Source organism: Leifsonia shinshuensis, assembly GCF_014217625.1.
Classification (GTDB): Bacteria; Actinomycetota; Actinomycetes; order Actinomycetales; family Microbacteriaceae; genus Leifsonia; species Leifsonia shinshuensis_A.
In genome coordinates, this window is the sequence record NZ_CP043641.1 from 947186 (window position 1) to 964315 (window position 17130).

At 70.7% G+C, this 17130-nt stretch carries 19 protein-coding genes; 4 read left to right on the top strand and 15 right to left on the bottom strand.

Features of this window, described 5'->3' with window-relative positions:
• The first annotated feature begins 2 nt into the window (after positions 1-2).
• Positions 3-1040 carry an AI-2E family transporter gene (locus tag F1C12_RS04550; protein WP_185277633.1) on the top strand — a complete coding sequence of 346 codons (1038 nt, stop codon included), beginning with the start codon at positions 3-5 and terminating at the stop codon, positions 1038-1040.
• A 34-nt stretch (positions 1041-1074) separates the two neighbouring features.
• Here the strand turns inward: F1C12_RS04550 and F1C12_RS04555 are convergent, their stop codons facing one another.
• Positions 1075-1812 carry an alpha/beta hydrolase gene (locus tag F1C12_RS04555; protein WP_185277634.1) on the bottom strand — a complete coding sequence of 246 codons (738 nt, stop codon included), beginning with the start codon at positions 1810-1812 and terminating at the stop codon, positions 1075-1077.
• A 17-nt stretch (positions 1813-1829) separates the two neighbouring features.
• Positions 1830-2129: a hypothetical protein gene (locus tag F1C12_RS04560; protein ID WP_185277635.1), complete on the bottom strand. Its 300-nt coding sequence runs from the start codon at positions 2127-2129 to the stop codon at positions 1830-1832.
• A 62-nt stretch (positions 2130-2191) separates the two neighbouring features.
• Here F1C12_RS04560 and F1C12_RS04565 point away from each other — a divergent pair, with 62 nt between their 5' ends.
• Positions 2192-2881: a hypothetical protein gene (locus F1C12_RS04565; RefSeq protein ID WP_185277636.1), complete on the top strand. Its 690-nt coding sequence runs from the start codon at positions 2192-2194 to the stop codon at positions 2879-2881.
• A gap of 10 nt (positions 2882-2891) precedes the next feature.
• Here the strand turns inward: F1C12_RS04565 and F1C12_RS04570 are convergent, their stop codons facing one another.
• From F1C12_RS04570 to F1C12_RS04605, 8 genes are all read right to left on the bottom strand, one after another.
• Positions 2892-3593, bottom strand: coding sequence for a lytic transglycosylase domain-containing protein (locus F1C12_RS04570; RefSeq protein WP_185277637.1), 702 nt, complete (start codon positions 3591-3593; stop codon positions 2892-2894).
• Positions 3594-3664: 71 nt separating this feature from the next.
• Entirely contained in the window at positions 3665-4213 is a 549-nt protein-coding gene (locus F1C12_RS04575; RefSeq protein WP_185277638.1) for a DivIVA domain-containing protein, read from the bottom strand.
• A 12-nt stretch (positions 4214-4225) separates the two neighbouring features.
• Entirely contained in the window at positions 4226-5227 is a 1002-nt protein-coding gene (locus tag F1C12_RS04580) for a phosphatidate cytidylyltransferase (protein WP_185277639.1), read from the bottom strand.
• Positions 5228-5782, bottom strand: a complete 555-nt coding sequence (gene frr / locus F1C12_RS04585; RefSeq protein ID WP_185277640.1) for a ribosome recycling factor — start codon at positions 5780-5782, stop codon at positions 5228-5230. It abuts the gene before it with no gap.
• Between the two features lie 89 nt (positions 5783-5871).
• A complete protein-coding gene (pyrH, locus tag F1C12_RS04590; protein ID WP_185277641.1) occupies positions 5872-6585 on the bottom strand; it encodes a UMP kinase in 714 nt (237 codons plus the stop codon).
• A 125-nt stretch (positions 6586-6710) separates the two neighbouring features.
• The gene (tsf, locus tag F1C12_RS04595; protein ID WP_185277642.1) at positions 6711-7541 is read right to left on the bottom strand and encodes a translation elongation factor Ts; all 831 of its coding nucleotides are present in this window, start codon (positions 7539-7541) and stop codon (positions 6711-6713) included.
• A 42-nt stretch (positions 7542-7583) separates the two neighbouring features.
• The gene (gene rpsB / locus F1C12_RS04600; protein ID WP_185277643.1) at positions 7584-8474 is read right to left on the bottom strand and encodes a 30S ribosomal protein S2; all 891 of its coding nucleotides are present in this window, start codon (positions 8472-8474) and stop codon (positions 7584-7586) included.
• A 263-nt stretch (positions 8475-8737) separates the two neighbouring features.
• Positions 8738-10180 carry a sugar porter family MFS transporter gene (locus F1C12_RS04605; protein WP_258046234.1) on the bottom strand — a complete coding sequence of 481 codons (1443 nt, stop codon included), beginning with the start codon at positions 10178-10180 and terminating at the stop codon, positions 8738-8740.
• A gap of 298 nt (positions 10181-10478) precedes the next feature.
• On the opposite strand from F1C12_RS04605, the gene F1C12_RS04610 reads away from it, so the two are divergent.
• The gene (locus tag F1C12_RS04610) at positions 10479-11234 is read left to right on the top strand and encodes a murein hydrolase activator EnvC family protein (RefSeq protein ID WP_258046113.1); all 756 of its coding nucleotides are present in this window, start codon (positions 10479-10481) and stop codon (positions 11232-11234) included.
• On the opposite strand, the gene F1C12_RS04615 is transcribed toward F1C12_RS04610, so the two are convergent.
• Positions 11207-12184 carry a tyrosine recombinase XerC gene (locus F1C12_RS04615; RefSeq protein ID WP_185278782.1) on the bottom strand — a complete coding sequence of 326 codons (978 nt, stop codon included), beginning with the start codon at positions 12182-12184 and terminating at the stop codon, positions 11207-11209. The genes F1C12_RS04610 and F1C12_RS04615 overlap by 28 nt on opposite strands.
• A gap of 128 nt (positions 12185-12312) precedes the next feature.
• Between F1C12_RS04615 and F1C12_RS04620 the strand changes: the two genes are divergently transcribed.
• Positions 12313-13110 (top strand): class I SAM-dependent methyltransferase, encoded by a 798-nt coding sequence (locus tag F1C12_RS04620; RefSeq protein WP_185277645.1) that lies wholly within the window; start codon positions 12313-12315, stop codon positions 13108-13110.
• A gap of 368 nt (positions 13111-13478) precedes the next feature.
• On the opposite strand, the gene dprA is transcribed toward F1C12_RS04620, so the two are convergent.
• The 4 genes from dprA to F1C12_RS04640 form a co-directional block, all read right to left on the bottom strand.
• Positions 13479-14543, bottom strand: a complete 1065-nt coding sequence (dprA, locus tag F1C12_RS04625; RefSeq protein WP_185277646.1) for a DNA-processing protein DprA — start codon at positions 14541-14543, stop codon at positions 13479-13481.
• Positions 14544-14781: 238 nt separating this feature from the next.
• Positions 14782-16323: a YifB family Mg chelatase-like AAA ATPase gene (locus tag F1C12_RS04630; RefSeq protein WP_185277647.1), complete on the bottom strand. Its 1542-nt coding sequence runs from the start codon at positions 16321-16323 to the stop codon at positions 14782-14784.
• The gene (locus F1C12_RS04635; RefSeq protein WP_185277648.1) at positions 16323-16679 is read right to left on the bottom strand and encodes a YraN family protein; all 357 of its coding nucleotides are present in this window, start codon (positions 16677-16679) and stop codon (positions 16323-16325) included. Before F1C12_RS04635 ends, F1C12_RS04630 begins: the two co-directional genes overlap by 1 nt.
• Before the next feature lie 122 nt (positions 16680-16801).
• On the bottom strand, positions 16802-17125 hold the full coding sequence (locus tag F1C12_RS04640; protein ID WP_018190696.1) for a DUF2469 family protein: 324 nt from the start codon (positions 17123-17125) through the stop codon (positions 16802-16804).
• Positions 17126-17130: the final 5 nt, after the last annotated feature.

Consider the following 17130-nt stretch of genomic DNA (forward strand, 5'->3'; position numbering starts at 1 on the left):
GAGTGAAGATCCAGAACGCGTTCCGAGTCGGCCTGATCGGCACCCTCGGCGTCGGCCTGGGCGTCCTGATCCTGACCTCGATCGTGAGCCTGGCCACGATCATCACCTACATCGGTGCCGCGCTGTTCCTGGCGCTCGGGATCGAGCCGCTCATCTCCTTCCTGGAGCGACGGAAGTTCCCGCGCTGGGCCGCCTTGGTCGTCACGCTCGTGGTCATCGTCGGCGCCTTCGTCGGCCTGATCTGGGCGATCGTCCCCGTCGCGGTCGGCCAGGCGTCGCAGCTCGTCCAGAACACGATCAACTGGGTCAACAACGGCGGAGCCGAGAAGTGGTTCCTCAGCCTCCAGCATCAGTTCCCGACCATCGTCAACCAGCAGAACATCGACGCGGTCACCCAGTGGCTGCAGAAGAACCTCCCGGACATCACGTCCAAGGTCCTGCAGACCGGCATCGGGATCGTGCAGGGCGCGTTCGGCGTCATCATCGTCGTGATCCTGACGATCTACTTCACGGCGTCGCTGCCGAGCATCAAGCGCGCGGCCTACCAGCTCGTGCCGGCCTCCCGCCGCTCGCGCTTCGCCGATCTGGGCGACCAGATCACGGACTCGGTCGGCAAGTACGTCGGCGGCCAGGTCTCGCTCGCGCTCGTCAACGGCGTGCTCAGCGCGATCTTCCTGACGATCATCGGCGCGAAGTTCCCGATCCTGCTCGCGTCGATCGCGTTCTTCTTCTCGCTGATCCCGCTCGTCGGCACGATCACCGGCTCGGTCATCATCGTCGCGGTCTGCTTCTTCTCCGGCCCCCCGACCGCCATCGCCGCGGCGATCTACTACATCGTGTACATGCAGGTGGAGGCATACGTCCTGAGCCCGCGGATCATGAACCGCGCGGTGTCGGTGCCGGGCGCGCTCGTGGTGGTCGCGGCCCTCGCGGGCGGGACGCTGCTGGGCATCCTCGGCGCGCTGGTCGCCATCCCGTTCGCCGCGGCGATCCTGCTCATCATCAAGCAGGTCGTCATCCCGCGGCAGAACGAGCTCTAACCCGCCGCCACGGCACCTCAGGCCGGTGGCCGCGTCACGCCGGCGGCCACTGCGTCGGCAGCGGCGCCGCGGCGGGGTTCATCCGCTCCACGATCTCGTCCAGCACGCGGCGGGTCTGGTTCTCCCCCACCCAGAGGTGCTTGCCGCCCTCGACGTCGACCAGCTCGATCTGCGGCAGCGGCTTGAACCGCTCCGCCGCCTCCGCCGGCTGCAGGTAGTCGTCGTGCTCGGGGATCAGCGCCACGATCGGCCGGTGGTCCCCCGCCCAGGCGGCCAGGTGCTCCGGCTTGGCACGGTGCAGCGGAGGCGAGAGCAGGATGATCCCGTCCACCGGGCACTCCCGTCCGTACATGAGCGCGAGCTCGGTGCCGAACGACCAGCCGAGCAGCCACGGGTGCGGGAGGCCGCGCTCGGCGACGAAGGCCATGGCCGCCTCCACGTCGTAGCGCTCGTCCACCCCGTGGCCGAACTCGCCCTGGCTGCGCCCGCGCGGCGACGCGGTGCCCCGCGTGTTGAACCGCAGCACGGCGATGTCGGCCAGCGCAGGAAGCCGGCCCGCCGCCTTCCGCAGGATGTGGGAGTCCATGAAGCCGCCGCCGGTCGGGAGCGGGTGCAGCGTGACGAGGGTCGCGACCGGTTCCCGGTCGAGCGGGGACGCCAGCTCGCCGACGAGGGTCAGCCCGTCCCTGGTGCGGAGTTCGATGTCCTCGCGCCGGGCGGGCAGCTCGACGCCGCCGCGGATCTCGATCGGCCCCGGAGCGCTGTCCGTCATTCCACTGTCTCCCTCACTCACGCGACCCGCCAGCACGACGGGTGCCAGTGCCGGCGCGCGGCGAGGTCCGCCGCGTCGCCCATCACACCGTCGGCGCGCCACGCGACCAGGTGGGCGACGCCAGGACCGATCTCGCGGCCGCAACCGGGGCACACATAGCTCTTCTGCGCCTGCACGGCCGACACGGGCTGCACGTTCCATTCGACGCCGCGCCGCACCTCCGTGCGCCGCCAGCCCGCGAGGAGCCGGTCCAAGCCGTCCTGCTCCTCTTCACGCTGCTCGCCGTGGCGGCGGCGGGGACGATTGCTGCGGGGCACCGCTCCAGTCTATGCAGGACGCGGCTGTCCCCCGCCGACCCACGCGCAGTACCATCGGCGGCATGAGCGACGACGCTCGAGATCGCGACGCCCGCAACACGGATGCTCTGACCGCGCAATTCCTGGCCACCGAGCACTGGAGCCTCCTCGCTTCGCGCAGCACGACGCAGAGCGAGGTGCTGACGCGGATCAGCATGCTCCTGACGCTGATGTCGGCCGCTCTGGTGAGCATCGCGCTGGTCGGCCAGGCCACGGACTTCGCCGGCATCTTCCCGACCTTCGCGGACGCGCTGCTCGGACTCGTCGTGGTGGTGGGGGTGCTCACACAGGTGCGCGTCACGAACGTGTCCATGGAGGACCTCATGTACGTGCTCGCCATGAACCGCCTCCGCGCCGAATACGTGCGGCTGGCCCCTGACGTCGCACGGGCGCTCTCCACGTCGTGGCACGACGACCGGGAGGGCGTCACACGCACCTACTATTTCCTGGGCCGCCGCGGGCAGAGCCCGGTGTTCGGCAGCAGCATGATGTTCACGTTCGTCGTGAACGGCGCGCTCGTCGGCCTGTTCCTCGGCGTCGTGCTGGCGACGAGCGGCGTCGACATCACGGCGGCGTGGATCGTCGGCGTCGCCGGCGCTGTCGGCTACCTCATCGTCTCCGTGTGGATCGACATGCGGCTCTACTACCGATTCTGGCGCGCATACACGCCGACGTCGCCCGGTGCGAGCCGTCCGCCGTCGACCGGCGAGTGATCGAGTCCGCTCAGTACCAGCCGGTGGACTGCGAGTGCGCCCAGGCGCCGCACGGGTTCGTGTAGCGGCCGGCGATGTAGCCCAGGCCCCACGAGATCTGCACGGAGGCGTCCGTCTGCCAGCCCGGGCCCATCTTGCTGCCGGGGAGGGCCTGCGGGATGCCGTAGGCCCCGCTCGGGTTGGACGCGTTCACGCGCCAGCCGGACTCCCGGTTCCAGAGCGAGACGAGGCAGCTGTACTGGTCGTCGCCCCAGCCGCGGGACTGCACCATCTGGTACGCGATCGCCTGAGCAGTGCCCGGCGACGGGATGGGAGCGGACGGGGCGCTCGAACCGCCGGAGGAGGAAGACGAGGACGACGACTTCGTCGGCGTGGGCGTCGGTGTCGGCGTGGGCGTCGGCTTGACCCCCAGCGTGTCGCGCGTGACGGCCGTCTCCGACGCGTTCGGCGCGGTGAGGCTCTGCACGGGGACGGCGCCGTAGCGCGAGTCCTGCTGGATGCTCTGGATCGTGTCCGCGTAGGCCGGCGTCGCCGCGGAGCCCGAATACGGGTCGACGACGTTGACCAGCGCGAATCCGACGGCGGCCGTGAAGGCGAACCCCCAGATGACGGCGCGCGAACGGACATGAGGCCGTCGCGAACGGCGGAATGCGACTCCGACCGGGTTGGCAGGGGTCAGCGGAACGAGCTCTGCTGCTTCTTGTCTACCCACGATCACAGAACCATAACGAACATTTCAGCGGATTCCAACACGGAGCTCCCCTATTCAGGTAACGGCCAGGATCAGCGGACCGCGAGCATCACGTCCGTGACGCTGTCCAGGAGGAGGTCCACTTGGGCCTCACGGTACCCCCCTCGTTGCTCACGGAAAGTGACCGTGCGAACTTCTTCGACACTCATCGGGCGGCCGTCCTGGAAGTACTTCACGAGCCGTCCGGCGAAGCGGTCGACGTCCTGGCGGTTGTAGCCGAGGGTCAGGAAGCTCACCCGCTGGAAGCGGTTGCCGACCGGGCGCTCCAGCCGGTCCAGGATCGCCTGGGCCGACGTGCGGGCGTCCTCGAACCACGACGAGTCGCGGCCGCCGCCACGGGCGTAGTCGCGCTCACGGGCCGCGAAGGCGTCCTCCAGGCGCTCCAGGGCCGCGTCCACGTGCGAGGTCGAGTAGCCGCCTTTGGCCATCGAGAACGCCGTGTGGCGGATGTCGGAGGCCGACAGGCCGCCAGGGGTCGAGGGGTCGGAGTCGTAGGCGCGACGGGCGGCGACGAGGAACTCGTCGACCTGTGCCACGTCGTAGCCTGGCTTCGACTTGGGGCTCCGGGGAAAGGTGCTCACCAGCACATTCTGTCAGGAGAAGATGAGGAACAGCACGTAGGTGGCCGCCGCGGACGGAAGGATCGAGTCCAGCCGGTCGAGGAAGCCGCCGTGGCCGGGCAGCCACGAACTCATGTCCTTGATGCCCAGATCGCGCTTGATGAGCGACTCGGCGAGGTCGCCCGCCGTCGCCGTGAGCAGCGCCACGACGCCGAAGATCACGCCGAACCACCAGGGCTCGTGGATCATGAAGACCGAGATCAGGACGCCCGCGACGATCGCCGCCACCGCGGCCCCGGCGAAGCCCTCCCAGGTCTTCTTGGGGCTGATGCTCGGCGCCATCGGATGCCGGCCCCAGGACAGCCCGCTCGCGTACGCGCCGGTGTCGACCGCGACGACCACGATCAAGAAGCCGAGCACCCACCACTCGCCGCCGTTCTCCGCCAGCAGCAGGATGGCGAACGAGCCGAGCAGGGTCACGTACATCTGCACGAGCACGCTCCACGCCAGGTCGCGGGCGAGCGCCACTCCCCCGGCGCGCTTGGCCGGGAGCGCGGCCTCCTCGATCAGCCGCCAGACCACGACCAGGACGATGCCGGACGCCAGCGCCACGAGCTGACCGCCCGCGTGGAACCAGAAGGTCGCCGGCACGATCGCGAGCGAGGCGATCAGCGACGGCGTGCGCGGCACGCGCCTCCCTGCCGCGCGGAAGGCCTGGGTGAGCTCGAACGCGGCGAACCCGATCATCGCCGCTCCGAAGACCAGGAACAGCTCCTTGACGAAGACCAGGCTCAGCACGAGCAGGGCTCCGCCGCCGAGACCGATCAGGATCGCCAGGATCAGGTTGCGGCCGGTCCGTGCGGCGATCCGCTCATTGGTCGCGTCGAGCTGGGCCTTGCGTGCGAGCACCTGGCGCTCGAAGTCCGCGCGGGTGGCCTGCACCTGCGCACGCCGCAACTCGGCCCGGGCCGCGGCCTTCCCCCTTCTGCCCGACGCCGGCGTGCGAGGCGCGCCGGGGCTGCTCCCCTCGCTCATCTAGACCTCGAGGAGCTCGGCTTCCTTGCGCTTGAGAGCCTCGTCGACTGCGTCGACGTTCGTGCGCGTGAGGGCCTCGAGCTCCTTCTCGCCACGGGCCACCTCGTCGTCGCCGACCTCGCCCTTCAGGGCGTCGAGGTCGTCCTTCGCCTTGCGGCGGATGTTGCGGATGGCGACCTTGGCGTCCTCGCCCTTGCCGCGGACGATCTTGACGAACTCCTTGCGGCGGTCCTCGGTCAGCTCGGGGAGGGTGACGCGCACGATCTCGCCGTCGTTGCCGACGTTGGCCGACAGGTTCGGCATGTTGACGATCGCCTTCTCGATGTCCTTGAGGGCGGACTTGTCGTAGGGCGTCACCAGCAGGACCCGGGCCTCCGGGTTCTGGAGGCCGGCGAGCTGGGCGAGCGGCGTCGGCGAGCCGTAGTAGTCGACGAGCACCTTCTGGAAGAGGGCGGGGTTGGCGCGCCCCGCGCTCACCGTGCCGAAGTCGTCCCTCGCCGCGTCCACGGTCTTGGCCATGCGCTGGCGGGCGTCGGTAATCACATCGGCGATCACGGTTTCTCCTTCAGATCGGTGAGTCGTTGTCTAGTCTAGGGCCAGGCCCCGGAGCGCCCTGCGCACGGCGGAGCGCCCCGCCGGACGGGTCAGCCGAGCAGGGTGCCGATCTCGGCGCCGAGCAGCGCGGCGGTGACGTTGCCCGCCGGCTCGATGCCGAAGATGCGCATCGGCATCCCGTTGTCCATGCAGAGGCTCAGCGCAGTGGAGTCGACGGCCTTGAGGCCCTGCGTCAGCGCGTCCTGGTGGCTGATCTGGTCGATCTTGCGCGCGTCCGGGTTGATGCGCGGGTCGGAGTCGTACATGCCGTCCACGCCGTTCTTGGCGACCAGCACGACGTCGGCGCTGATCTCCAGCGCGCGCTGCGCTGCGACGGTGTCGGTGGAGAAGTACGGGAGGCCGGCGCCGGCGCCGAAGATGACGACGCGGCCCTTCTCGAGGTGGCGCTCCGCGCGGCGCGGGATGTACGGCTCGGCCACCTGGGTCATCGCGATAGCGGACTGCACGCGCGTCTCCGCACCGGCCTGCTCCAGGAAGTCCTGCAGGGCGAGCGAGTTCATCACGGTGCCGAGCATACCCATGTAGTCGGCGCGTCCGCGGTCCATCCCGCGCTGCGAGAGTTCGGCTCCGCGGAAGAAGTTGCCCCCGCCGACGACGATGGCGATCTCGACGTCCTCCGCCGCCTGCGCGATCTCGCGGGCGATGCTGCTGACGATGTCGGGGTTCACCCCGAGCTGACCGCCGCCGAAGGCCTCGCCGGAGAGTTTCAGAAGGACCCTGCGTCTGTGAGTGGCTGCCGTCATGTGTGTACGAGTCCTTCCGTGTGTTTCGTTAACGCTAATGCGTGGCCCACCCCCTGAACAGGGACGGCGGGCACAGAAAAGGAGTCCGGATCGTGGTTCACGATCCGGACTCCTTCATGCCTGGGTCAGGCGCCGACCTTGAAGCGGGCGAAGCCCGAGACGGTCAGACCCGAGTCCTTGAGGACCTGGGCGATGTTCTGCTTGTTGTCGCGGGCGTACTCCTGCTCGAGCAGGGCGACCTGCTTGAAGTAGGCGCCGAGGCGGCCCTCGATGATCTTCGGGAGCGCGGCCTCCGGCTTGCCCTCGTTGCGCGAGATCTCCTCGACGATGCGACGCTCGTTCTCGACCTCTTCGGCCGGGACGTCCTCGCGGGTGAGGTAGGTCGGGTTGGCGAACGAGATGTGCTGCGCGATGCTGCGGGCGGTCTCCGCGTCGGCGCCGGCGTAGCCGACGACCACGCCGACCTGCGGGGGCAGGTCCTTGGAGGTCTTGTGCAGGTAGATCGCGAAGTTCTCGCCCGAGACGACGGCGATGCGGCGGAGCTCCACCTTCTCGCCGAGGATCGCGGCCTCGTCACCGATGAGCTCGGCGACGGTCTGCGACCCGGCGGGGGCGGCCAGCGCCTCCTCGACGGTGGTGGCGCCCGCGGCGGCGGCCGCGTCGAGCACCTTGTCGGCGAGGGCGATGAACTTCTCGCCCTTCGCGACGAAGTCGGTCTCGCAGGCGAGCTCGATCATCGTCGCGGTGCCGTTGCCGTTCTCCTTCGCGGCCACGAGGCCCTCGGAAGTGGAACGGTCGGCACGCTTCGCGTTGCCCTTGGCGCCCTTGAGGCGGAGGATCTCGGTCGCCTTCTCGATGTCGCCACCGGCCTCCTCGAGGGCCTTCTTGGTGTCGACCATTCCGGTGCCGAGCTGCTCGCGCAGGGCCTTGATGTCAGCGATGCTGATGTTTGCCATGTTCTGACTGGAACCTTCTGACTCGAAGTTTGGTGAGGGTGGTTACTTGGCCTCGGCGTCGGCGTCCGCGTCCGCCTCGCCCTCGGCCACGACCTCGGCGGAGTCCGCCTTGGCCTCGGCGAGGTCGGCGTCGGCCGCCTTCTCGGTCTCGGCGGACGACTGGACCTCGTCCTGCGACTGCGCGAGGAGCTCCTGCTCCCACTCGGCGAGCGGCTCGGCCTGCTCGGAGCCCTCTTCCGGCTTCTGGTGACGCTGGATGAGGCCCTCGGCCGCGGCGTCGGCGACGATGCGGGTGAGGAGGGTGACGGAGCGGATGGCGTCGTCGTTGCCCGGGATCGGGTACTGGACCTCGTCCGGGTCGCAGTTCGTGTCGAGGATGGCGATGACCGGGATGCCCAGCTTCTTCGCCTCGTCGATCGCGAGGTGCTCCTTCTTGGTGTCCACGACCCAGATGGCGCTCGGGGTCTTGGCCAGGTTGCGGATGCCGCCGAGCGACTTGTGGAGCTTGTCGAGCTCGCGCTTCTTGATCAGCAGCTCCTTCTTGGTGAAGCCGCTGGTGGTGCCCTCGAAGTCGAGCTCCTCGAGCTCCTTCATGCGCGCGAGGCGCTTGGACACGGTCTGGAAGTTGGTCAGCAGACCGCCCAGCCAGCGCTGGTTCACGTAGGGCTGGCCCACGCGGGTCGCCTGCTCGGCGATCGCCTGCTGCGCCTGCTTCTTGGTGCCGACGAAGAGGATGGTGCCGCCGTGGGCGACCGTCTCGCGCACGAACTCGTACGTCTTGTCGATGTAGGCGAGCGACTGCTGCAGGTCGATGATGTAGCTGCCCGAGCGCTCGGTGAGGATGAAGCGCTTCATCTTCGGGTTCCAGCGGCGGGTCTGGTGTCCGAAGTGGACGCCGCTGTCGAGCAGCTGGCGCATGGTGACGACGGCCATTGCCGTTCTCCTGTTCTTGCGCGCCCGGCCTCACGGCGGGGACACGACTCTCGGTTGTCCAGCGGCAGCCGGTCGGCCGCCGCTCCTGGTGCCCCGCGCCTCCCCGCACCCGCGCCTCCGCACGGTTGATCGTGGTGGAGGAGCAGGAGACCGGTGGAGAAGCGCACACCCTCGAGTGAGGATGTTCCGGACACGCGTAGTCACCCCGGCATGCGGAGTGCAGTGGACATCCTATCAGGAACCGGGGGCCGGCCGCCGCCGCCTCACGAGCGCGGGACGGTGTCCCCCGACGACCGCACCTGCGGCCCGCGGCCGCGCCCGGCGTTGGCGAACAGCGTCTCGGCGTGCTCCAGCGCCATCCCGTTCGTCTCCGGCACCTTGAAGAAGACGAAGAAGAAGGAGAGCGCCGCGAAGACCGCGTACATCCCGTACGTGAACGGCAGCGAGAAGTCGGACATCGGCGGGAAGGAGACCGTGACCAGGAAGTTCGCGATCCACTGCGCGGAGGCGGCGACACCGAGTGCGGCGCCGCGGATGCGCGGAGGGAAGATCTCGCCCAGCAGCACCCAGACCAGCGGCCCCCAGGAGGCGCCGAAGCAGATCACGAAGACGTTCGCCGCGATCAGCGCGATCGGCCCCCACGGGTTCGGGAGAGTGACGGCGCCGGCCGACTTGTGCGCGAAGCTGAACGACAGCGCCATCACCGCCAGCGAGATCGCCATGCCCACCGAGCCGGTGAGCAGAATGGGGCGCCGGCCGACGCGGTCGACCAGCAGGATCGCCACGATGGTGACGACCACGTTGGTGATGGAGGTGATGACGGTGATGAGCAGCGAGTTGCTCTCGGTGAATCCGACGGCCTTCCAGAGCGTCGTCGAGTAGTAGAAGATCACGTTGATGCCGACGAACTGCTGGAACACGGACAGGATGATGCCGATCCAGACGATCGGTTTCAGGCCGAAGCGGTTGCCGCGGAGCGTGCCCTTCGCGGCGTCCTTGTCCTCCTCGATGGCGTGCTCGATGTCGCGGACCTGCCGATCGACGTCCTCCTCCGGGACGAGGGTCGCGAAGATCGCCCGCGCCTCGTCGTGCCGCCCACTGGACAGCAGGTAGCGCGGCGACTCCGGCAGGATCAGCGCCAGGATGCCGTAGACGACGGACGGGATCACGCCGACCAGGAACATCCACCGCCACGCCTCCAGCCCGAACCAGAGCTGGTTGGCCGCGGCGCCCGCGGCTCCGGCGAGCAAGGCGTCGGAGAGCAGCGCCACGAAGATACCGATCGTGATGGCGAGCTGCTGCAGCGAGGCGAGGCCGCCACGGCGCTGCTTGGGCGCGATCTCCGCGATGTACGCCGGAGCGACCACGGACGCGATGCCGATGCCGAGACCACCGATGACGCGCCAGAAGCCGAGGTCCCAGACGGAGAACGAGAGCCCGGCGCCGATGGAGCTGGCGAGGAACAGGACGGCGCCGATCAGCATCACCCGGATGCGGCCCCAGCGGTCGGCGAGGCGGCCGGCGAAGTAGGCGCCGACCGCGCAGCCGAGCAGCGCGATGGCGACGATGAACCCGGTGACGAACGCGTTGAGCGCGAAGTGGTGCTGGATGGAGTCGACGGCCCCGTTGATGACGGAGGAGTCGAAACCGAACAGGAACCCGCCGACCGCCGCTGCGGTCGCGAGCCCGACGACTTTCCGCCGCATCGCCGCGGTGGGCTGAGGAACGTGCTCGTCCTCCCGCTCGGATCCGGTACTGCGCTGATCGGACATGAGACCCCTCCTCGATGTGGGTCGCCGCCCTCTCGGGGAGGATCGGCGGAACGTGCGCTGGTCACGGTACGCCGACTCGTACGTGTGCATAAGAGTCCTGCACAGAGCCGGTGGGTGAGCAGGTTGTGCACGGATCGGCGGTGGTCGGGGTGCGGGGAGGGGGTGGTGGCGGGAGGGTGGGGGTGGGAGTGATCGGGGCGGGTGGGGTGGTCGGGATGGTTGAGGTGGTCGGATGGTTCAGGTGATCGGGGTGGGGATGCGGTGGAGGGCGGCGTTCGGTGAGGTGGTGCGGCGGGTGCTGCGTGGGGTGGGGGCGATCGCTGTGGTGGCGATGGGCGTTGTGGTGGCGACGGGCGCTCTTGCGCCTGCTGCTGCGGAGAGCGGTGGCTACACGGTCGGTGGACGTGCGGCGAGTGGAGTTGCGGACGCCGCGGCCTCCCCCATTCCCGGCGACACCGCGCTCGCCCGCCCTCGCGCCTCGGCTCGCTGGTCGTGGCCGCTCTCCCCGCCCCGGGTCGTCGGGGCGTATGCGGCGCCGCCGTCGCCGTACGCCGCGGGGCACCGCGGGATCGACCTCGCGGCGCGGCCCGGTGCGACCGTGACCGCGCCATCCGACGCGACGGTCCACTTCGTCGGGGTCGTCGTGGATCGGCCGGTGCTCACCCTGGACCACGGCTCTGGCGTGCTGTCGTCGTACGAACCGCTCGCGGCGGCCGGCCTCGCCGTGGGCGACCGGGTGACGCGGGGGATGCCGCTCGGAGTCGTGGGCGAGGGCGCGCACTGCTCCGGCGCCTGTCTGCACGTCGGCGTCCGGGTGGACGGCGAGTACGCGTCGCCGCTGCTGTTCTTCGAACGGCTCCCGCGGTCGGTGCTGCTGCCGCTTCACGCCGGCCGAGCGTCCCCCGCGTCGGCGGGCGGCCGTCCGGCAGCGCCGCGGGGCCGTCCCGCGGGGCCGTGCCGTCAGGCGCGGGGATGGGCGATGCGGTAGGTCTCTTTGAGCCGTTCGCTGGAGACGTGGGTGTAGATCTGCGTGGTCCCGAGGCTGGCGTGCCCGAGGATCTCCTGGACCGCGCGCAGGTCCGCTCCCCCGTCGAGCAGATGCGTCGCCGCCGTGTGCCGCAGCGTGTGCGGACCGGCGGGACCACCGCCGGGGAGGTCGGCGAGCAGCGACGCCACGAGCTGGTACACCGCGCGCGTCCCGAGCCGGCCGCCGCGAGCCCCGAGCAGCAACGCCGGTCCCGAGCCGTCTGCGGCGAGCGCCGGCCGTGCGACCTGGAGGTAGCGACGGATCGCCCGCAGAGCAGGGACACCGAACGGGACCACCCGCTGCTTGTTCCCCTTCCCGACGACGCGGAGCGTCAGCCGCTCGACATCCACGTCGTCGACGTCGAGCCCGGTGAGCTCGCTCACGCGGATGCCGGCCGCGTACAGGAGCTCGATGACGGCGACATCTCGGATCGCCCCCGGCTCACCGCTCTCGGCCTGAGCCGCGAGCGCATCGAGCAGCCCGTCGATCTGAGCCCGGGTGATCACGCGCGGGAGATGCTTGTCGGCCTTCGGCGCGCGCAGCCGCTCGGCGGGGTCTGGCGAGGCGGACACGGACGCTGCGCCTGTCGAGGGCGTCGACTCTGTCGCGGACTCCGTAGAGCTGCCGTTCCGCGCATTCCACCCGCTGAACCCGCGCACCGCGGCCGATCGTCGCGCCAGCGTGGACTTCGCGAGCTGCTGCTGCGACCCCTGCCACAGCCAGTCTCGGAACAGATCGAGCGTGAGCGCCTCGGTGCTGGTCGCCCCGCGCCCTTGGGCGAACCGCTCGAACAGCGCGAGATCGGACCGGTACGCGCGCACCGTCTGCGCCGAGTAGCCGCGCTCCACCTCCAGGTGGCGCAGGTAGCCGTCGACGGCGAGCCGGAGGTTCACTCCCCCAGCATCCGCCATCGACACCGCGACACCGTCGGGGACGCACCGGAGGCGCCGATTCCGGCGGCCGCGGTGTGGCGTGAACCTTGCGATGGGAGTCCGCACCGCGGCTGGCGCCGCCGGGCCGATCGCGATCGTGTGGGTCCATGACCTCTGAACGATCAACCGCCGCCAGCCGGCATGACGATGGAAGTGCCGGCGACGCGGACTACGGCGTCATCGGCGAGCGGTACGCGCGGTATCGGCGCCCCGAGCCGGCGTTCGCCGCCGCCGTCCGCGCGGCGCTGGGCAGCGCACGGACCCTGGTGAACGTCGGCGCCGGCGCCGGCTCGTACGAACCGGATCACCTCGCGGTCACCGCGGTCGAACCCAGCGCGGCGATGCGGGCGCAACGTCCCGCTGGGACGGCGACCGTCGTGGACGCCGTCGCGGAGGACCTGCCGTTCGCGGACGGGTCGTTCGACGCCGCGCTGGCATCGTTCACCGTCCACCAGTGGCGGGACCTGCACGCAGGACTGCGCGAGATCCGTCGGGTGACCCGCGGACCGATTGTGATCCTCACCTGCGACCCCACCGCCCTCGAGCGGTCCTGGATCAACGACTACGCTCCCGAAGTGATCGCGACAGAGGCCGGCCGTTATCCCACGATCGCGGCTGTACGGTCGGGACTGGGCGGCGACGTGACGGTGGAGCGGTTGCCCATCCCGCTGGCGTGCGTCGACGGGTTCTCCGAGGCCTATTACGGCCGACCCGAATCGCTGCTCGACCGGGGTGCGCGCCGTGCGAACTCCGCGTGGAGCTTCGTGAGCAACGAGATCGCTACCCGATTCGAGCACACCCTCCGTGCGGACCTCGCGTCCGGCGCGTGGGACGAACGATACGGGCACCTGAGAACGCAGCCGACGTTCGACGGGTCCCTCCGGCTCATCGTCGGGCGGCCCTGACCGGCTCCTCGTCCGCTCGCGACACGTCCCCGGAGCCGCACGATTCGGTCCGGCCTGTTCCACTAGGCAGCAGAGCCACTCCCGGCCGGCGGGAAGGCGTTGCCTACTGACACTCCGACTCCGACGCGACCCCGCCACGTGGAGCCGTGCGACGCGGTCCGGCCTGTTCCACTAGGCAGCAGAGCCACTCCCGGCAGGCGGAAAGGCGTTGCCTACTGACACTCCTGCTCGACCCCGCCACGTGGAGCCGTGCGACTCGGTCCATCCTGTTCCGCTCCGGCGCAGAGCCGCGCCGGGCAGGCGAGTAAGCGCCCGTTGATGCTCCCCCTCGGCTCCGCAAAGTCCCGAGCTTCGCGCTGAAACTCACGTCATGATCGGCCTCCGTTCTCGTACGCACCGAGGCGTGCGCCCATCGGTTCGGCCAGCTCCGCCATCTCGTCGGGGGTGGTGACACAGATCGCGCCGTACTCGCGGATGAGGCGGTGGCAGCCTTCCGAGGTCGGGGACGTGATGGGGCCGGGCACGGCTCCCAAAGGGCGGCCGAGCTGGGCGGCGTGGCCGGCGGTGTTCAGGGAACCGGAGCGGGCGCCGGCCTCCACCACGATGGTCGCGGTGCTGGCGGCGGCGATCAGGCGGTTGCGCATCAGGAAGCGCCAGCGCGTGGGGGTGGAGCCCGGTGGGAGCTCGGCGATCAGCAGGCCGGAGCGGGCGATCCGCTGGAGGAGGTCGTCGTTGCCTGCCGGGTAGAGACGGTCGACGCCTCCGGCCAGGAAGGCGACGGTGACCTGGTCGCTGGACAGGGCGGCGCGGTGGGCCGCGGCGTCGACACCGTAGGCGCCTCCCGAGACGATGGCGAAGCCTCGGTCGCTCAGGCCGGCCGCGCACTCCAGCGCGACGTGCTCGCCGTAGCCGCTGGCGGCGCGTGCGCCGACCAGGGCGACCGAGTGCTTCAACAGAGGCAGCCGGGCGGGGTCGCCGCGGACCCAGAGGGTCAGGGGCGCGCCGAGCTCCAGGCCGTCGAGCGCGGTCGGCCACAGTGGGTGCTCGGGCGACACGAGGCGGGCGCCGAGGCGGGCGGCGCGTTCCAGCGGGGCATGCAGCGCGGCGCGCGGGAGTCGCGACCGCCACCGGTCGAGCGCGTCGCGCAGTCTGTCGATCGGCGGGAGCGCGGGGGCGCCGGCGTCGCTCAGCGCTGCGCGGACGGACTGCGGCGACGTGTCGCCGATCACGGAGCGGAGGGTCGCCGGCGCGCCGATGGACCCGACCAGGAGCGCGGCGTCGGTGTCGCCCGGTTCGCACGCGGCCGAGAGCGCTGCGCGCGTCGCCGCCGCGACCACCGCGGACTCGTCCGGGTAGGGGATGCCGGTGGAGACGTCGCGCACAAGGGATGCGACCTCCTGGGATGTGAGGCCGGGGAACGTCTCGCGCGTCATCGCGGGCCTCCGCGGACATCCCCGGCTCGTTCTCCTTCCGAAGCCTCGCCTCGGCCGGACGCCAACTGCCAGAGCGCACAGCTGCCGCACCAGAGTTCGCGTTCGCGTTCCTCCCGGACTTCGCGGACCATGCCCGCTGTCGTGCTCATGCGGCCATGCCCCAGCTCCTCTCGAACACTCCAGCCACCTGGCCGGCGGCGGCCGTCGAGGTCGCCAGCGCCCAGGCCCTCCGACGCGCTCATGCGCTCACACCTCGTCTCAGGTAGAGCGCCCGAGCGACATGGTCCGCGGTGGGGCTCGCGGTGCCGTCGACGTCCGCCAGGGTCCAGGCCAGGCGCAGGGTGCGGTCGTAGCCGCGCATCGTGAGGGCGCCGCGCTCCAGGGAGCGGTCGAGGGTGGCGCGGGCGGAGGCGGCGAGCCGGCGTTCGGGGGCTCTCAGCCACGTTCCGGCGGCCTGGGAGTTCGTCGTCCAGCCCGTGCCGCTGAGGCGGTCGCGGGCGGCCGCCCTGGCGCTCTCGACGGCCAGCCGGAGGTCCTGGCTCGTGCGGGTCCGGGCCGTGCCGTCGGAGGCCGTGCGGAGCGCGCCGAGGCCGAGGCGGCGCACGGTGAGACGGATGTCCACGCGGTCGAGCAGGGGGCCGGAGAGCCGTGCGAGGTAGCGGCGGCGGCCGGCCGGGGTGCAGGAACACTCCGCGTCGGCCGAGCCGTAGCGGCCGCACGGGCACGGGTTGGAGGCGAGCACGAGTTGGAAGCGCGCAGGGAACGACGCGCTTCCGGCGGCGCGGTCGACGACGATCCGGCCGGACTCCAGTGGCTGGCGGAGGGCGTCGAGCACGTTGGGCTGGAACTCGGCGGCCTCGTCCAGGAACAGCACGCCGTTCGACGCCCGCGCGACGGCTCCCGGGACGAGGCGTCCACTGCCTCCGCCGACGAGGGCGGCGGAGGACGCGGTGTGGTGCGGGGCCTCGAACGGCGGGCGCAGGACCAGACCCCCGCCCAGGCCACGGCCCGCCAAGGAGCGGATCGAGGTCGTCTCCAGCGCCTGCTCGGGGGTGAGATCGGGCAGCAGCGACGGGAGGCGGCGCGCCAGCATCGTCTTGCCCGCGCCCGGCGGCCCGATCATCGAGACGTTGTGGCGTCCCGCCGCTGCGGCGACGAACGCGTCGACCGCGTCGTCGTTGCCGGCGACGTCGGCCATGTCCGGCTCGTCGTCGACCGGGCCGGCGTCGTCGGGAACCGCCACCGGGGTCTCGTCGACGGGGTCCAGCTCGGCGCCGTGGGCGATGGCGGCGGCGCGCAGGCCGACCACCGGGACGACGTCGATGCCGTCGACGAGGGAGGCCTCCTCGGCATTCGCCGTCGGGACGAGGACCCGCGCGAAGCCGGCCTCCCGGGCGGCCAGGACGGCGGGCAGCACCCCCGGAACCGGCCGCAGCCGGCCGTCGAGGCCGAGCTCGCCGATGTGGACGGCCAGGGACGGCGACTCGGCGGGGATCTCCCCGGAGGCCGCCAGCGCGGCCACCGCGATCGCCAGGTCGAAGCCCGACCCCTGCTTGCGCAGCGACGCAGGCGACAGGTTCACGGTGAGCTTGCGCTGGGTGAGAGCGCAGCCGGCGTTGGCGGCGGCCGCGGCGACGCGCTTGCGGGACTCGCCGAGCGCCGCGTCGGGCAGCCCGATGAGGACGAAGGCGGGCAGGCCGGCCGAGATGTCGGCCTCCACCTCCACGATGTCGCCCCTGACCCCGGTCAGCGCGACGGCGAACGTGCGTGCGACGGCCATCACGCCACCCCCGGCAGGTGCTCGACCGACGGCTTCCCGCTCCACGCGTCCAGCACGGCGATCGCGTCGATGCGCGTCTCGCCGCGGACGGGTCCATGCGCCCGGCACCACTCCGCGGCCAGGCGGCGCACTCGGGCCGCCTTCTCCGGCGTGATCGCCTCGAACGGGTGCCCGTACTCGATCGAGCTGCGGGTCTTGACCTCCACGAACGCGGTCACGCATCCGCGGCGCGCGATCAGATCGAGCTCGCCGTGCGCGCAGCGCCAGTTGCGGGCCACGATCGTGTAGCCCCGATCCTCGAGCCAGCCGGCCGCCACGGCCTCGCCGCGTCTGCCCAGAACATCCTTCTCAGCCATGTGTCCTCCCACGACCAGCGTGGTCGGTGGGGGCCGGGCAGAACCGGGCGGAGGAAGATCCGTGGAGAAGTCGTCAGCTCAGCACGCTGTGGAGGAAGACGCAGCAGAGCCGAAGACCGACCTCACTCGTCGAGCGCCAGCTCCTTCGGGAGCTCGAACTCCTTGCTCGAGAGCTCCTCGATGTTCACGTCCTTGAACGTCAGCACGCGAACGGACTTCACGAACCGGTCGGCGCGGTAGACATCCCACACCCAGACGTCGTTCATCGTCAGCTCGAAGTAGAAGTCGTGCTCGGTGTCCCTGCGCACGAACTCCACCTCGTTCGCGAGGTAGAAGCGGCGCTCGGTCTCGATCACGTACTTGAACTGGGAGACGACGTCCCGGTATTCGCGATACAAAGCCAGCTCGACCTCGCGGTCGTAGTCGTCGAACTCGTCCTCATCCATCGTTC

Bases quoted from the DNA above. Each gene is read 5' to 3' on its own strand.
- pyrH (WP_185277641.1), bottom strand. From the start codon at position 6,585: ATGACGGCAGCCACTCACAGACGCAGGGTCCTTCTGAAACTCTCCGGC.
- dprA (WP_185277646.1), bottom strand. From the start codon at position 14,543: ATGACGCGCGAGACGTTCCCCGGCCTCACATCCCAGGAGGTCGCATCC.
- F1C12_RS04620 (WP_185277645.1), top strand. From the start codon at position 12,313: ATGACCTCTGAACGATCAACCGCCGCCAGCCGGCATGACGATGGAAGT.
- F1C12_RS04635 (WP_185277648.1), bottom strand. From the start codon at position 16,679: ATGGCTGAGAAGGATGTTCTGGGCAGACGCGGCGAGGCCGTGGCGGCC.
- tsf (WP_185277642.1), bottom strand. From the start codon at position 7,541: ATGGCAAACATCAGCATCGCTGACATCAAGGCCCTGCGCGAGCAGCTC.
- F1C12_RS04610 (WP_258046113.1), top strand. From the start codon at position 10,479: ATGGTTCAGGTGATCGGGGTGGGGATGCGGTGGAGGGCGGCGTTCGGT.
- F1C12_RS04580 (WP_185277639.1), bottom strand. From the start codon at position 5,227: ATGAGCGAGGGGAGCAGCCCCGGCGCGCCTCGCACGCCGGCGTCGGGC.
- F1C12_RS04630 (WP_185277647.1), bottom strand. From the start codon at position 16,323: ATGGCCGTCGCACGCACGTTCGCCGTCGCGCTGACCGGGGTCAGGGGC.
- F1C12_RS04605 (WP_258046234.1), bottom strand. From the start codon at position 10,180: ATGCGGCGGAAAGTCGTCGGGCTCGCGACCGCAGCGGCGGTCGGCGGG.
- F1C12_RS04555 (WP_185277634.1), bottom strand. From the start codon at position 1,812: ATGACGGACAGCGCTCCGGGGCCGATCGAGATCCGCGGCGGCGTCGAG.
- rpsB (WP_185277643.1), bottom strand. From the start codon at position 8,474: ATGGCCGTCGTCACCATGCGCCAGCTGCTCGACAGCGGCGTCCACTTC.
- F1C12_RS04565 (WP_185277636.1), top strand. From the start codon at position 2,192: ATGAGCGACGACGCTCGAGATCGCGACGCCCGCAACACGGATGCTCTG.
- F1C12_RS04615 (WP_185278782.1), bottom strand. From the start codon at position 12,184: ATGGCGGATGCTGGGGGAGTGAACCTCCGGCTCGCCGTCGACGGCTAC.
- F1C12_RS04640 (WP_018190696.1), bottom strand. From the start codon at position 17,125: ATGGATGAGGACGAGTTCGACGACTACGACCGCGAGGTCGAGCTGGCT.